The organism is Paraburkholderia sp. GAS38 (genome assembly GCF_050434965.1).
Taxonomy (GTDB): domain Bacteria; phylum Pseudomonadota; class Gammaproteobacteria; order Burkholderiales; family Burkholderiaceae; genus Paraburkholderia; species Paraburkholderia phenazinium_A.
On record NZ_JBNDJO010000002.1, the window covers coordinates 719,717 to 734,066 of the forward strand.

Sequence of the window (14,350 nt, forward strand, 5' to 3'; positions counted from 1 at the left end):
TGCCGCGGGAGCTTTTCGCTTAGACTGACGCCTTTCGTCAAACATGTTGCATGGGACCGGAGACAACCTATGACATCGATCTATTCGTTCTCGGCGCGCACGCTCGGCGGTGAGGAAGTCAGCCTGGAACAGTATCGGGGCAAGGTGCTGCTGATCGTCAACACGGCGAGCGAATGTGGCTTCACTCCGCAATACGCCGGCTTGCAGAAGCTGTACGAAGCCTATGCGGGGCGTGACTTCGTCGTGCTCGGGTTTCCGTGCAACCAGTTCGGCAAGCAGGAACCGGGCGACGCGACGCAGATCGGCAGCTTCTGCGAGAAGAACTTCGGCGTGAGCTTTCCGATGTTCGAGAAGATCGATGTGAACGGTGCGAATGCGCATCCGCTGTACCGCTATCTGACCGGCGAAGCGCCGGGGCTGCTGGGGCTCGAGGGCATCAAGTGGAACTTCACCAAGTTTCTGGTGGCGCGCGACGGCACGGTGGTCAAGCGCTACGCGCCGGTGACGAAGCCTGATGCGATTACCGGCGAGATCGAGAAGCTGCTCTGAGCCACGCGCCTAAAGAATCGGCGCAAACAACCTGGCCACATGCATGGTCACGCGCCGGAACGCCGGTGCCTGACGATACTCGCTGCGGTCGATCTCGTACGCTTGCGCGAAGTCGCTTAACAGCATCGCTTCGACCTCGGCGGCAAAGCCGCGGTCCACGGTCAGCACCATGATCTCGAAGTTCAGGCGGAACGAACGGTTGTCGAGATTGGCGCTGCCCACGGCGGCGGCCACGTTGTCGATCAGCACAACCTTCTGATGCAGGAAACCCGGCCGGTAGCGGAAGATCCGGATGCCCGCGCGCACGGAGTCGTAGGCGTAGAGCTTCGATGCTTCGAACACCACGTAATGGTCGCGTCGGCTCGGAATCAGGATGCGCACGTCCACGCCGCGCAGCACCGCAAGACGCAGCGCGGAAAACACCGCTTCGTCGGGGACGAGATACGGCGTGGTGATCCAGATGCGTTCGCGCGCCGCGTTGATCGCTTCGACGAAGAACAGCGAACAGGTTTCCTGCTTGTCGGCCGGGCCCGTCGGCATGACGATGCAGTGCATGCCCTCGCCGTTCGGTTCGTAGGCGGGCATCTCGAACGACGGCAGGGTCTGGGTGGCCCAGTACCAGTCCTCGGTGAACACGAACTGGATGCTGGCGATCACCGGCCCGCGCACTTCGATATGCGTATCGCGCCACGGCGAGAGCGGTGGCTTGGCGCCGAGATACTCCACGCCGACGTTATGGCCGCCGACAAACGCCCGTTCGCCATCCACCGAAACAATCTTGCGGTGATTGCGGAAGTTGAGCTGGAAGCGGTTGACGAAGCGGCGATGGGTGGCGAACGGATGCACCTCCACGCCGGCTGCCCGCAAGGTCGTCACGTAACGATGCGGCAGATCGAAGCTGCCGATGCTGTCGTAGAGGAAATAGATGCGCACGCCTTGCGCGGCTTTGGCAAGTAGCGCGTCCTTGAGCATCTCGCCGAGCGCGTCGTCGCGCACGATAAAGAACTGCACGATGATGTAGCTGCGTGCCTGGTCGATCGCTTCGAGGATCGCGGCGAAGGTGGCTTCGCCGTTCACCAGCGTGCGCACCGAATTACCCGGCAGGAACGGCATGCCGCCGAGATGCGTGAGGGAGCGCACGAGCTGGTGGCCAAGCGCGTCGGTAGGGTAGCCGGCCGAAGAGTCGTGCTCGTCCCATGCGTGAGGATGCGCTTGCGTGCGCAGCGATTCGTTCTCGAGACGGCGCGCGTCGGCGTAACCCTGGAACTTGCTGCGGCCGAGGAACAGATACGGCACCAGCGTCAGATAAGGCATAGCCACTAACGATACCGCCCATGCGACCGCGCCCTGGGAGGTGCGCGTATTCAGAATGGCATGGCACGCCGCGATCACGCCGAGCAGATGGGCGAGAGCAACGAGCGGGGCGATATGAAGCAAGTCGAATTGCATAGGCGCGCGAAGGATTTTTTGATGCGCTTCCCGACCGCCCGGTGTGGCGGCAAAGAAGTCAATCGCGCTCATCTTACCGAACCCGTTCGCGTTGCGGTCGGGTTCGGCAGATTCTTTGCATTTCGTTGCAGGGGCAACGGGGGAAAAGGCGTGCCGGCAGCCAGCGGCGCCTCGGATACTTCAGTCCGGTGAATCAGACCGCCGGATCAGCTCGGCAGATCAGCCGCCTGAATCAGGAACACATTGTCGTCACCCGCGCTGGTGGACAGCCACACGAGATCGAGACCGCCAAACGCGGCTTCGACATTCGCGCGCTCGTTGCCGATCTCGACCACCAGCACGCCGTCGTCGGTCAGCCAGTTGCGCGCCTGCGAGATGATCCGGCGCACGATGTCCATGCCGTCCGCGCCGCCCGCCAGCGCCATCTCCGGCTCGTGCCGGTACTCGGCCGGCAGCGAGGCCATCGAGTCCGCATTGACGTACGGCGGATTGGTGATGATCACGTCGTAGCGGCGTTCGGGCAGCGGCGTGAACAGGTCGCCTTCGAACAGCGCAATGCGCTCGTCGAGCTTGTACTCGTCGACGTTGCGCGTCGCGACTTCGAGCGCCGGCTTCGAGAGGTCGACCGCATCGATATCCGCATTCGGAAACGCATGCGCCGCGAGGATCGCGAGGCAGCCGGAACCGGTGCACAGTTCGAGCACCGCACCGACCTGCTCGGGATCTTCGACGTACGGCTGCAGACCGTCCTGCAGCAGTTCGCCAATGAACGAGCGCGGCACGATCACGCGTTCGTCGACGTAAAAGTGGAAGCCGTGCATCCACGCTTCCTGCGTGATGTAGGCCGCCGGCACGCGCTCGGTGGCGCGGCGCTCGATCACGCTCAGCACCGCGTCGACTTCCGCCGCGGTCAGCTTCGCATCGAGAAACGGCTCGAGCAGGTCCAGCGGCAGATGCAGCGTATGCAGCACCAGGTAAGCGGCTTCGTCGTAAGCGTTGGCCGAGACATGGCCGAACGACAGTTCGGCCTGGTTAAAGCGCGTCACTGCGAAACGCAGCAGGTCGCGGACGGTGGAAAACGGGAGCGTCATCGCGGGGGTGTCCTTGGCGGGCTTGGGTTATGCGACCAGTTGTTCGAGCACGCGGCGGTACACGTTCTTGAGCGGCTCGATATGGGTGACGTCGATATGCTCGTCGATCTTGTGAATGGTGGCGTTCAGCGGGCCGAATTCGACCACCTGTTCGCAGATGCGCGCAATGAAGCGGCCGTCGGAGGTGCCGCCGGTGGTCGACAGTTCGGTCGTCACGCCGGTTTCGTCCTTGATCGCCTGGGCAAGCGCGTTCGACAGGTCGCCGCGCGGCGTGAGGAACGGCAGGCCGCTCACCGACCACTGCAGATCGTATTCGAGGCCGTGCCTGTCGAGAATCGCATGCACGCGGCTTTGCAGACCTTCGACCGTGCTCGCTGTCGAAAAGCGGAAATTGAACATGACGTCCGCGTGGCCCGGAATCACGTTGCTCGCGCCGGTGCCGCTGTGCATGTTCGACACCTGCCAGGTGGTGGGCGGGAAGTATTCGTTGCCGTCGTCCCAGCGTTCGGCCACGAGTTCGGCCAACGCGGGCGCCAGCAGATGCACCGGGTTCTTCGCCAGATGCGGATAGGCGATGTGGCCTTGCACGCCCTTGACGGTGAGCTTGCCGGACATCGAGCCGCGCCGGCCGTTTTTCACCATGTCGCCGAACTGCGCGCTCGAAGTCGGTTCGCCGACGATGCAGTAGTCGAGCCGCTCGCCGCGCGCCTTCAGCGCTTCGACCACCTTCACGGTGCCGTCGGTGGCGGGACCTTCTTCGTCGCTTGTGATCAGGAAGGCGATCGAGCCGCGATGGGCCGGATGGGCCGCGACGAACTCTTCGCTCGCCACCACGAAGCCCGCAATCGAGGTCTTCATGTCGGCTGCGCCGCGTCCGTACAGCATGCCGTCGCGATGGGTGGGCTCGAACGGCGGCGAACTCCATTGCTCGAGCGGGCCGGTCGGCACCACGTCGGTGTGGCCGGCGAACACGAGCAGCTTGCCGCGCGTGCCGTCGACGCCGCGCTTGACGGCCCACAGGTTGGTCACGCCGTGCGATTCGATGGTCTCGCACTCGAAGCCGAGCGCTGCGAGGCGTTCGATCAGGATGCGCTGGCAATGCTGGTCGTCAGGCGTGACGGACGCGCGCGCGATCAGTTGTTCGGTAAGGGCAAGGGTGCCGGACATGGATTCAGTACAAGCCACTTTGAAATGAAAAAATGCCGGCTGCAGGTGAATCGCCGCAGCCGGCAACAGCTTCTTGCGCACACGGCGCCGGGGCCATTGTTACCACCCGGCACCGGCGCCGCGTTCAACGCGTTCCTCGACCGCCCGATCCCGGCACACGCCCGGCGAAGCGGGCAACGCGGTCAGGAGCGACGTTCAGGCGAACAACGTCTCGTACTCTTCAACCGAAAAGCCGAGCGTCTTGACGCGCCCATTGACCACCACGACGGGCCGCTTGATCACCGAAGGCTTGTGGATCATCAGCGCGATCGCACCCGACTCGGTATCCGCGGCGGCTTTCATGTCGTCGGACAGGCCGCGCCAGGTCGTGCCGCGGCGGTTCAGCAAGGCGTCGAGCTTGACGTCCTTGAGCCAGTCCTGCACGAGCGGCGCCGTGACGCCGGCCTTCTTGAAATCGTGAAACTCGAACTCGACGCCGTGTTCTTCCAGCCACACACGGGCCTTCTTCACGGTGTCGCAGTTCGGGATGCCGTAGACGACGGTCTTGTTGGCGCGTGCCATCAGTCGCCTCGCAGCAGCTCGTTGAGCCCGACCTTGGCGCGCGTTTTCGCGTCGACCTTCTTGACGATCACCGCGCAGTAGAGGCTATGCGAGCCGTCCTTCGACGGCAGGTTGCCGGCCACCACCACCGAACCCGCCGGGATGCGGCCATACGTCACTTCGCCGGTTTCGCGGTCGTAAATCTTGGTGCTCTGGCCGAGATACACGCCCATCGAGATCACCGAGTTCTCTTCGACGATCACACCTTCCACGACTTCCGAGCGCGCCCCGATGAAGCAGTTGTCTTCAATGATGACCGGGTTGGCCTGCAGCGGCTCCAGCACGCCGCCGATGCCCACGCCGCCCGACAGGTGGACGTTCTTGCCGATCTGCGCGCACGAGCCGACGGTGGCCCACGTGTCGACCATCGTGCCTTCGTCGACGTATGCGCCGATGTTGGTGTACGACGGCATCAGCACGACGTTCTTCGCGATGAACGAACCGCGGCGCGCGATGGCGGGCGGTACCACGCGGAAGCCGCCGGCGGCGAAGTCTGCAGCGGTGTAGTTGGCGAACTTCGACGGCACCTTGTCGTAGAACTGCGAGTAGCCGCCGGCCGGCATCGGCGCGTTGTCTTCGAGGCGGAACGACAGCAGCACCGCTTTCTTCAGCCATTGATTGACAACCCAGTCGCCGTCCTTCTTTTCGGCGACGCGCAAAACACCCTTGTCGAGCTGTTCGATGGCGTGTGCGACGGCCTCACGCACGTCGGCCGGAGCGGCCTTCGGCGACAGCTCTGCGCGGTTTTCCCAGGCGTTATCGATGATCTGCTGAAGTTGTTGCGACATATTCGTAAGTAGTGGCGAGAATGGATGAGAAATGGAATTGCGGCTGGAAGCAGCGCGACGGCGCGCCGGACGCGCTCAGCGCTTGAGGCCCCGGCAAAAGTCGACGATCCGCTGGGCGCCCTCGGTACACTCGTCGACATCGGCGACGAGCGCGAGGCGCACGAAATTGCGACCGGGGTTCGTGTCGTGCGCAGTGCGCGCGAGATACGAGCCCGGCAGAACCGTCACATTATAGTCGGCGTAGAGGCGCTGGGCGAACTCGGTATCCGACAGGCCCGTGCGCGACACGTCGGCCCAGAGATAAAAGGCGGCATCGGGCAGACGCACGTCGAGTACCTCGGCGAGCATCGGCGTGACGGTGGCAAACTTCTGCACGTACTTGGCGCGGTTTTCGAGCACATGCGTCTCGTCGTTCCAGGCCGCGATGCTCGCAGCCTGATACACCGTCGACAAGGCGGCGCCGTGGTAGGTCCGGTACAGCAGGAACTGCTTGAGGATGGCCGGGTCGCCCGCCACGAAGCCCGAGCGCATGCCGGGTACGTTCGAGCGCTTCGACAGGCTCGAGAGCATCACCAGCCGCTCGAAGTTGCGGCCGAGCCGGTGAGCCGCTTCGAGCGCGCCGAGCGGCGGCTTCGTCTCGTCGAAATAGATTTCCGAGTAGCACTCGTCGGAGGCGATCACGAAACCATAGCGGTCGGACAGCGCGAACAGTTCGCGCCAGTCTTCCAGCGTCAGCACGGCGCCGGTCGGATTGCCCGGCGAGCAGACATACAGCAGTTGCGTGCGCGCCCAGATGTCGGTGGGAATCGCCGCGTAATCGCAGGCGAAATTGCGCGCCGGATCGCTATTGGCGAAGTACGGCTCGGCGCCGGCCAGCAGGGCCGCACCTTCGTAGATCTGGTAGAACGGGTTCGGGCAGAGTACGATCGCGGGCTCGCCCGCAGCGTTACGTTTGGGGTCGATCACGGTCTGCGCGAGCGCGAACAGCGCCTCGCGCGAGCCGGCGACCGGCAACACCTCGGTGGCCGGATCGACCGGCGGCAGGTGGTAGCGCTTCGTGACCCAGCTTGCAATCGACTCGCGCAGCGCCGCCGAGCCCAGCGTGGCGGGATACGTTGCCAGGCCGCCGAGCGAAGCGATCACCGCGTCGCGGATCAGCGCCGGCGTAGGGTGTTTCGGCTCGCCAATGCCGAAGCTGATGTGCGGCAGGGCGGCGGGCGGCGTGACATCCTTGAAAAGCGCGCGTAGCTTTTCGAAGGGATAGGTCTGGAGGGAGTCGAGTAGCGGGTTCACTTGGCGGATCGGGCCTGATCGAAGACGGGCGGAGACAGGTGACGGACACGCGCGGTGGCGACAATCACGGTGGTACGGTGAAAGAACGGGCACCAGCAGCGGACCGACGATTATAGCGTGGCGCAAGGCCGCGCGGGCCGGGCCCTTGCAGCGCGGCGCAGGTCAGGATCGCGGCTGTGGCCTGGGGGCGTGGCCGGTGTCGCAAGCGGGAAGCGGCCGGGGTGAAAAGGCCGGCGCAAATAGAACAGGAGAGGCAATGCAGTGGGGAGTTGAGGGCAAAACAGGTCTTGCAGCACGGCGGGCCGGCGCGCGCAGGAACAGGAGCGCCCGGTCATGAACGGCTCGATGAACAACTGGATCCGCACGAGCTGGCCGACGCTCGCCATCATGCTGGGCGCGTCGGTGTGGGGCATGATCTGGTATCCGCTCCTTAACTGGTAAATCCGTCATTTTGCTGATGTCTTGTGCACCTTGTTGATGCTCTGTGCAATCTTGTTGACGTATTGTGCAATAAGGGTTTCAGCGATTTTTACCAGGTCGTCCACCTGTCATGGCGTGGACGACCTGGTGTAAAATGTTCCACAGAAATTCCACCCGATTCAGGGGTCGTTTCGGGGGTTAAATTCTGGAGGAACTGGGATGGCACGTGGAGCGGAAAATCTGAACGAACGTCTGGTGCAAGGTCTCAGGTTGGGTGACAGCCCGAAATCTGATGGCATGGTGCCGGGCCTGATTGTTAAGCCAACGGCTAAGGGCGCAACTTGGACGCTGCGTTTTACCAGTCCTGTGACGCGCAGGCCGCGCGACATGGGTCTGGGCACTTACCCGACTGTGAAACTCGCGGATGCACGCAGAAAGGCCCAGGATGCCCGCAGGCTGATCGATCAGGGCAAAGACCCGATTGACGAGCGCAACCGCGAGCGTGAAGGAGCGGAGGCAGCAGCCACAGGGCAGCATTTTGAGCAAGCCGCGCGCAAGTTGTACAAGGAACTCGCACCAACCTGGAAAGGCGGGGAGCAAGGTCAGCACGGGAAGCAGTGGATCAGGACCCTCGAAACCTATGTATTTCCAAAAATCGGCAGCAGAAAACTCGACACGATCACGCCCGCCGACTGCGCTGACGTGCTAAGACCCATCTGGCTGGGCAACGCTGTAACTGCCAGTCGTGTGAAGCAGCGCATGCAGGCTGTCATGGACTGGGCTATGGCCCACGACGACAGGATCAAAGCCAATCCCGTCGCGGTTGTTAATCGTCTTCTCGCGCCGCAGAATCACCAGCCTGAGCACCACCCGGCGATGCCATGGAGTGATGTACCTGCATTCGTCAAAAAGCATCTGGTCGAACGTGATTCAAACGACATGACGCGGACAGCGTTGCTTTTCCTGATCTTGACGGCTATGCGCAGTGAAGCAGTCCGTGGGGCAAAATGGCAAGAATTCAGTCCGGACTTTCGCGTGTGGACCGTTCCGCCTGTACGCATGAAAAGGCGCAGGAACTTGAATAAGCCGCACTTCGTGCCACTGCCGGATCAGGCGGTGGCACTCCTGACGTCGCTCAAACAGTCACAACAGTCACAACAGGCACAGGACGCCCTGATTTTTCCATCGATTAAACAGCGGAAAAACAGGAAGGGCGAAACCATGGTCAAGGATGGAACCCTGTCGGAATTCATGCTGTACATGGAGCGGCGCAGTGATACGCCGGATCGCTTTGCCACGGTGCACGGTTTTCGTTCCAGTTTCCGTGATTGGGCCAGAGAGAACGATTATTCGAGCGACCTTGCCGAGAGCGCGATTGCACATGAAATCGGTAACGAAACCGAGCGCGCCTACCTTCGCACCGACCTTTTCAACAAGCGCATTCCGATGATGCAGGCCTGGGCTGACTTCCTGCTGCCTCCAGAGGCCGATAACGTGAAATAACCTGGTATCTGCAGTTTCGAGTGCCATTCAGTCAAATTCTGAACGGCGCTTTTCTTTTGTGGCTCCAGGAAATGCACCGATATTCCTGAACCTGTTTGGTGATCACGTCTGGCTGTGCAGTGGGACAAGGCATCACCTGGCAGATTTGCTGTTCACATATCGGCCTTTTTCATTGTAGGTAGCCGACCAGCCGCGAACCTGCTGTGCAGGCTTCCTGCGCAGCCGCAGCGCCTGTTTCACCGATCACGCCCCTTCGCTATCTAGCTCGCGCGCAATCAATGCCCGTAGCAGCCGGGAAATAGTCGTGCTGTGTACCACGGCGTACGCCTTGAACCGCTTGTGCAGTTCTGCCTCTACCAGGAGGTTGAGCGGTTTCGGATCGCCCGGAGTTTCGTCGGGTGCCCACGCATCGAGCGACTGGATAATCGACGGCACAGCCCTGGTCGGCACTCTGACGCGGTTCGAGACAGGCACCTCGTCCACATTGCTACGCGGCTTCCTGGTGGGCTTGCTGGCCTTTCCGGGTGCTGCGACTGCAGCAGGCACTTTGACGCGCTCCTGATCCGGTTTGATGCGGCTGGCTGTCTTGCCTGCCGGTGTGCTGGACGTCTTGCGGCTCGTTGCCATCTGGCGGTCTCCGGTTATGAACGGTGGCAAGCATAGTTCACACAGTCCACGCGCGGTACAGAAATCTGCGCTTGCAGGAACCGGGAAATGAGTACGCAGGAATCTGCAAACGCAGTAGTCAACATCTGCACAGAACATGAATTGCAGGGAACCGTAAATCCTGTAATCACGATCTGCATAAAACGTGAGAACAGGATTCGCAGAAGTCTTCATTTACACAAATCATCATCTGCACAAATCATCAACTACGCAAATGAAGATTTGCAGACGAAAAAAAGGCGTACGGCTCAGGGTACGCCTTGCTCCGGCTTCAGGCTAAGCAGCAACCGTTACCGCAGGGCTGCAGTTACCGGCTGTCCAGATAACCAGCCACGAGCTTGCGGATGATATCGGAAACCGTTACTTCTTCTTCGATAGCTCGGATTTTCAGGCGGCGGTGAGCGTCCGCGTCAATGTCCATGTTGAGGCGGAACATACGCTCGGGTTTGGTGACCGCCTGTGACGTGACCATTGCTGCAGCGCCTGCGAATTCACTGATGCTGCTTGCAGCCGGTCCCGTGCCTTGACGGGCAGGGGATAACTTGAATTTGCTGGTGGTCATGTATGGCCCTTAGACGTGATCGAGTTCGAAGAATTCTTGCGCCAGAAGCTGGATTTCCGCCCGTGCCTGCGAGTTGCCGAGTTCGACAACGCCATTGCCGCTCAGCAGTGCATCCCGGTAAACCTTGCGTTCGCAGATGGTCGTGTCGGCTAGCGTTAGCTGATCGAACTGCGAAAATAGCTCGCGTGCGTCCTGCACTTCACGGATGGTCGGGTTCGTCGGTGCCATCGAAAGCACTGCAGTAGCTTTTAATTCCGGGTTCAGCCCGCGTGCGAGCGACACCAGATCATTGACTTTGGGAAGCGTTTCGAGGTCGGCCTGCGACGCCCTGGTAGGGATGAGCATCAGGTCGGCTACTGCCATTGCTGAACGCATTTCGCGAGAGTCACGGCCACCGGCATCAGCGATAACGACCTGATAGCGGCGGGCGAGATCGCGAAGCGTTGATGAAACGTCACCTGTTTTCTGTACGCAAGGAATGGATGGCCGAGTTTGCGTGTCGTCACGACGCTCGATAAAGCGTGCAGATGTAGCTTGTGCATCAGTGTCGACAAGAACAAGGTCCACTGCGTGCTGGGCTAGGTGAACAGCGATGTTGGTTGCAATCGTACTTTTTCCCGCCCCGCCTTTTTCTGCCCCGATGAGAATAATCATGTAAACCTCGATAAAGATTTAAAGATTTCTTGGTTTGATTATTCCGGATCATCAGATGATGTGCAAGCGGGCCGTGATTACATGGTTGAACGGGATGTCGTGGCGAGGGAGAGGATGTCTTTATCGCGTTGTGCGAAAATCTGCGTCTGTCGAAATTTCTTGGAAACACTGTGAAGCAGCACAAGTCTGCCGCCCGTCAAATCAAAAAGCCAATGAGCAAGGAAATGCTCCTGCCGCTGGCGGCGCATGTCGCTCGTCAAACGTCGCTCGAATGTCACCTAGCGCTCGTCACGCTAAAGAGCGGCCAAGGTAGCCGCGATACGGTTGGCCGACTTTTCCATGCGATATACATTTCGTACTTCGTGCACGAAGCCACGACCGGTCGTGTCGATCTTGACGTGTTCCGTGCCGCCGAGGCCGCGCTACAGGGCAGTGCCGTGCGAGGCAAAGGAAATGGAATTTGCGAAATTTCCGGCGACGGTTGCGCTGCGGTGGAACAAGTGCTTGCGGTCCACGACAGGCAACTGGAAAGTATTCCCCGGCACATCATCGAGAACGCTCAAAAGCGGTTGGACCGCTTTCTGTTGACCGACGATCTTTCGCCTATCGCGAACGCTTAAATCCCATTCTCAGGTCCTGCCTGACTCGTCCATGCTCACCGCGCTCTACCCGCCACGCGTGCTGCGTTTTTTGTGCGGGGCCTCTACCAAAGCAAAAGCGCTATCCATCAGCTTCTCAAATACCTCTTGTTGCGCCGGTGATAGCTTCGACAGTCGCTCATGAATTCGGATAGCCCGGTCTACCGAACCCGTACCGCTAGCACCCATTAAATCCGCGATACGGCATTCCAGCTTCTCAGCGATACCGGCAAGGCGTTCCAGATTAGGCATGAGGTTACCTCGCTCTATGCGGGAAAGGGACGACTGCTCGATCTGAATCAGTTCAGACAATTTTTCCTGAGTCATTCCTAGCGCCTTCCGGCGAGCCGCGATGGCTCCGCCAATGGATTTCGCAAGCTGTGCTGTGTTGCTCAAGACTGGTGCCCCCCTCGATTGACGAGGAAGTGTCAGTTTTCGACACCAAAGCGAGAAGGGCGTCACTACACATAATATTCGTCATGAAGTATATTATGTGTAGGCGCGAATCGCCAGAGGGTGTATCTGTGTCCGTCAGACCGTCTTCGATTCCTTGGGCGCAGCAGCATAGACCGGCTCTCGCGCTCGATGGAGATACCTGATCAGCAGCCAGGCAACCCGACTAGCAATCGCAACTTTTTATCGGGATATCGAAATGGAATCTGTAGATGTCGTGGTGGGAATCGTTGTGCGGGCCATCCTTGCGAATCACGAGGCAGAGGGGCGTCCGCGTGCGGCCTGGATCAAGCAAAGCGAGATCACGCACTTTACCGGCATTTTCCCGGCGTTCCTGGTCGAAAAAATCCGCGAGGCACTCGCGATGCATGCGCTCGTATTTGCCGAAGGTCCAGGTGCCGACTTCCTGCTGATCGACCCGACGAAATTCCCAGCGACGGACACGCCAAATCTTGAGCTAAGGCCGTCGATTCATCGCCGTGTGCCTGTGCCACAGGAAGCGCCCGCGCCGCAAGGAATCCTTCTCTCGTTAGCTGATTTTCATAGCGCAGGCGACGAATCCAAACAGCGCTAATTTCGTTTCACGGTTCCGGCAGGTCAGATAGCCCTCGGAGGTCGGGACCGTTTCGCCGACAGACTCTTGTCGGCGCTTTTTATTCACACGTCTATTCACGGGCAACAGGGAAAAATGAACAGTTCATTTTTGAAATACGGCGCAGCCGCTGCCACGTGGCTGGTGCTGGGCACCGTGCACGCGCAGGAAATACCGCCCGCGTGCGAGCAGTACGTTACGGCAACCAGGATATGCGGCGCGGCTCTGGTCCATCTCACCGAATATACGGACCCGGCCCATGCAGCCCAGGTGCGCTCCCAGTTGAGCGCCACCGAAAAGCAGATGACCGACTCTCTCCGTGCGGGAATTCAGCGGGACGGTGCAGACGCGGTTGCCGAGCGCTGTGCTACATCACCGGGTAAGGAACAGCTTCAGAAGTCAGTCGTTAACCTGATGACGTTCCTTGCATTTAACCGGGGCTTATCGGAAGACTGCCAGGACGCAGTTGCGTCGCTGCGCTAGTGAACGGGCACGCCAATATGAACAGCACCAACGAGGTTCAAATCTGGGCCGGACGCCCTTCGCAGTGGGTCAATTTCCGGACATATGTCTCGTGCCTGGCCGTCTTTGCCATTGGCATTTTTGCCACGCTCAACGGTGGAAACTTTATCAGCTACATCGTGGCGGCAATTGCGTTGCTCATCGCCGGATGGGCTTACCTGAACATTCGCTGCTGGTCCTACACACTGACGAGCGAACGCTACAAATACCGCTTCGGCGTGCTGTCGAGGAACTTTCACGAAATCGAACTGTACCGCGTGAAAGACGTGGTCCTCGATCAGCCGTTCTGGATCAGGATCGTTGGACGCGCCAACGTAACCGTAGTCGGATTTGACGCGGTACGACCGATAGCACACCTTCGTGCGATACCTGACGGGGCAGCCGTGCGTGAAGCATTTCGCAACCTGATCGAGCGTCGCAGGGATATCAAGTCCGTTCGTGTTTCCGAGCGGGGATGATTTCGATGGTGCGGTTCTGGTCGGCCAAGATGTAGCATGAGGCTTCGACCGCGTTTGCCAGTAGACACATCCCCGTGATCGTTTTCTTCAGGCGTCTAGCCACCAGCAACACACCGGTTACAGGCCAGCCGATATCCTAAAAGGTATAGAAGAAGGACAATAAAGATGCGGTCGCATCCATGGAAACGGCGAAAGCGCCCCGGCACAACCCGCACCAGATTTTCTGAACAGCGCACCGGACCACTGGCGTGCAAGCGCACCCACAATCTACGCGACAGCACCTCGGTCCGTTTTCAGCGTGCAACCTATAGACGGCGGAGGGCATCGGGATATCGGTCTCTCCAGGAATGCTATCTCCGGCACCGGCTCAAACTGCTTGACTGGCTGGACGATATGTCCGCATTGGTGGGCGCGGTCGAGCCCGTTGAACACACAACCGAATTTATGGAATTCCGGCTCTCGCGTCTCAACCCGGACATCCGCATTTTCGTCACTGCGGTCGCAATCGGCGTAGCTATTTACCGCAACGGCGAGTGGTTCGATCTGCTCGTTGATATCGACGTTGCGCCGGAAAGGATTGTGGGAGGGTGGCTGAACAATTTTCGGTTACCGGAATGGCAACGGGTTTTTCGCGACCTCGACAGCCTGTGGCATACCGAAGTTTTCAATCCCTTCCGTCAATGGGTTCGCATGCGACTTCTTCCTGCCCGCGTACTGGTTATTTCCGCCATGCACAATGGCGCGACGTGGACGAAGCTTGCAGACACAACGACACCTGTCGATCCGTATGAAATCGCCAGACCTTCCGTCTGGATTGATTCACCTCCGGATGCCGAATGTGCGGGAGCAACCCGATGAGCATGAGTCCATGAGCAGCGATGGTTGCGCGCAAAACACGACATACGCGAATAAATATTCCAAGCCCTATGGCAAGAGATCACCGCA

At 60.1% G+C, this 14,350-nt stretch carries 17 protein-coding genes; 7 read left to right on the forward strand and 10 right to left on the reverse strand.

Annotated features, from left to right (window positions below; translation table 11 throughout):
- The first annotated feature begins 69 nt into the window (after positions 1-69).
- A complete protein-coding gene (locus P3T42_RS07340; protein ID WP_074299657.1) occupies positions 70-549 on the forward strand; it encodes a glutathione peroxidase in 480 nt (159 codons plus the stop codon).
- A gap of 9 nt (positions 550-558) precedes the next feature.
- Here P3T42_RS07340 and cls read toward each other — a convergent pair whose 3' ends face one another.
- The 6 genes from cls to dapC all read right to left on the reverse strand — a co-directional run bounded on the left by cls (position 559) and on the right by dapC (position 6,937).
- Complete coding sequence (cls, locus tag P3T42_RS07345; RefSeq protein ID WP_429305566.1) at positions 559-1,998, reverse strand: cardiolipin synthase; 1,440 nt, start codon at positions 1,996-1,998, stop codon at positions 559-561.
- Between the two features lie 206 nt (positions 1,999-2,204).
- On the reverse strand, positions 2,205-3,089 hold the full coding sequence (gene prmB, locus P3T42_RS07350; protein ID WP_074299655.1) for a 50S ribosomal protein L3 N(5)-glutamine methyltransferase: 885 nt from the start codon (positions 3,087-3,089) through the stop codon (positions 2,205-2,207).
- A 27-nt stretch (positions 3,090-3,116) separates the two neighbouring features.
- Positions 3,117-4,256, reverse strand: a complete 1,140-nt coding sequence (gene dapE / locus P3T42_RS07355; protein ID WP_074301657.1) for a succinyl-diaminopimelate desuccinylase — start codon at positions 4,254-4,256, stop codon at positions 3,117-3,119.
- Positions 4,257-4,451: 195 nt separating this feature from the next.
- A complete protein-coding gene (locus P3T42_RS07360; protein WP_074299654.1) occupies positions 4,452-4,817 on the reverse strand; it encodes an ArsC family reductase in 366 nt (121 codons plus the stop codon).
- Positions 4,817-5,644, reverse strand: a complete 828-nt coding sequence (gene dapD / locus P3T42_RS07365; protein WP_074299652.1) for a 2,3,4,5-tetrahydropyridine-2,6-dicarboxylate N-succinyltransferase — start codon at positions 5,642-5,644, stop codon at positions 4,817-4,819. The genes P3T42_RS07360 and dapD overlap by 1 nt, the downstream gene beginning before the upstream one ends.
- 75 nt (positions 5,645-5,719) lie before the next feature.
- Positions 5,720-6,937: a succinyldiaminopimelate transaminase gene (gene dapC / locus P3T42_RS07370; RefSeq protein ID WP_074299650.1), complete on the reverse strand. Its 1,218-nt coding sequence runs from the start codon at positions 6,935-6,937 to the stop codon at positions 5,720-5,722.
- A 639-nt stretch (positions 6,938-7,576) separates the two neighbouring features.
- On the opposite strand from dapC, the gene P3T42_RS07375 reads away from it, so the two are divergent.
- Positions 7,577-8,860, forward strand: coding sequence for a tyrosine-type recombinase/integrase (locus P3T42_RS07375; protein WP_429305567.1), 1,284 nt, complete (start codon positions 7,577-7,579; stop codon positions 8,858-8,860).
- A gap of 243 nt (positions 8,861-9,103) precedes the next feature.
- Here P3T42_RS07375 and P3T42_RS07380 read toward each other — a convergent pair whose 3' ends face one another.
- From P3T42_RS07380 to P3T42_RS07390, 3 genes are all read right to left on the reverse strand, one after another.
- The gene (locus P3T42_RS07380) at positions 9,104-9,487 is read right to left on the reverse strand and encodes a hypothetical protein (RefSeq protein ID WP_429305568.1); all 384 of its coding nucleotides are present in this window, start codon (positions 9,485-9,487) and stop codon (positions 9,104-9,106) included.
- A 346-nt stretch (positions 9,488-9,833) separates the two neighbouring features.
- Complete coding sequence (locus P3T42_RS07385; RefSeq protein WP_429305569.1) at positions 9,834-10,088, reverse strand: plasmid partition protein ParG; 255 nt, start codon at positions 10,086-10,088, stop codon at positions 9,834-9,836.
- Between the two features lie 9 nt (positions 10,089-10,097).
- Positions 10,098-10,742 carry a division plane positioning ATPase MipZ gene (locus tag P3T42_RS07390; RefSeq protein ID WP_429305570.1) on the reverse strand — a complete coding sequence of 215 codons (645 nt, stop codon included), beginning with the start codon at positions 10,740-10,742 and terminating at the stop codon, positions 10,098-10,100.
- A 170-nt stretch (positions 10,743-10,912) separates the two neighbouring features.
- Between P3T42_RS07390 and P3T42_RS07395 the strand changes: the two genes are divergently transcribed.
- Positions 10,913-11,362 carry a hypothetical protein gene (locus tag P3T42_RS07395; RefSeq protein ID WP_429305571.1) on the forward strand — a complete coding sequence of 150 codons (450 nt, stop codon included), beginning with the start codon at positions 10,913-10,915 and terminating at the stop codon, positions 11,360-11,362.
- A 45-nt stretch (positions 11,363-11,407) separates the two neighbouring features.
- On the opposite strand, the gene P3T42_RS07400 is transcribed toward P3T42_RS07395, so the two are convergent.
- The gene (locus P3T42_RS07400) at positions 11,408-11,842 is read right to left on the reverse strand and encodes a helix-turn-helix domain-containing protein (RefSeq protein WP_429305572.1); all 435 of its coding nucleotides are present in this window, start codon (positions 11,840-11,842) and stop codon (positions 11,408-11,410) included.
- Between the two features lie 190 nt (positions 11,843-12,032).
- Here P3T42_RS07400 and P3T42_RS07405 point away from each other — a divergent pair, with 190 nt between their 5' ends.
- The 4 genes from P3T42_RS07405 (at position 12,033) to P3T42_RS07420 (ending at position 14,263) form a co-directional block, all read left to right on the forward strand.
- Entirely contained in the window at positions 12,033-12,407 is a 375-nt protein-coding gene (locus tag P3T42_RS07405) for a hypothetical protein (RefSeq protein WP_429305573.1), read from the forward strand.
- A gap of 114 nt (positions 12,408-12,521) precedes the next feature.
- Positions 12,522-12,908, forward strand: coding sequence for a hypothetical protein (locus tag P3T42_RS07410; protein ID WP_429305574.1), 387 nt, complete (start codon positions 12,522-12,524; stop codon positions 12,906-12,908).
- Positions 12,909-12,925: 17 nt separating this feature from the next.
- On the forward strand, positions 12,926-13,405 hold the full coding sequence (locus tag P3T42_RS07415) for a PH domain-containing protein (RefSeq protein WP_429305575.1): 480 nt from the start codon (positions 12,926-12,928) through the stop codon (positions 13,403-13,405).
- A gap of 393 nt (positions 13,406-13,798) precedes the next feature.
- Complete coding sequence (locus tag P3T42_RS07420; protein ID WP_429305576.1) at positions 13,799-14,263, forward strand: hypothetical protein; 465 nt, start codon at positions 13,799-13,801, stop codon at positions 14,261-14,263.
- Positions 14,264-14,350 lie beyond the last annotated feature (87 nt).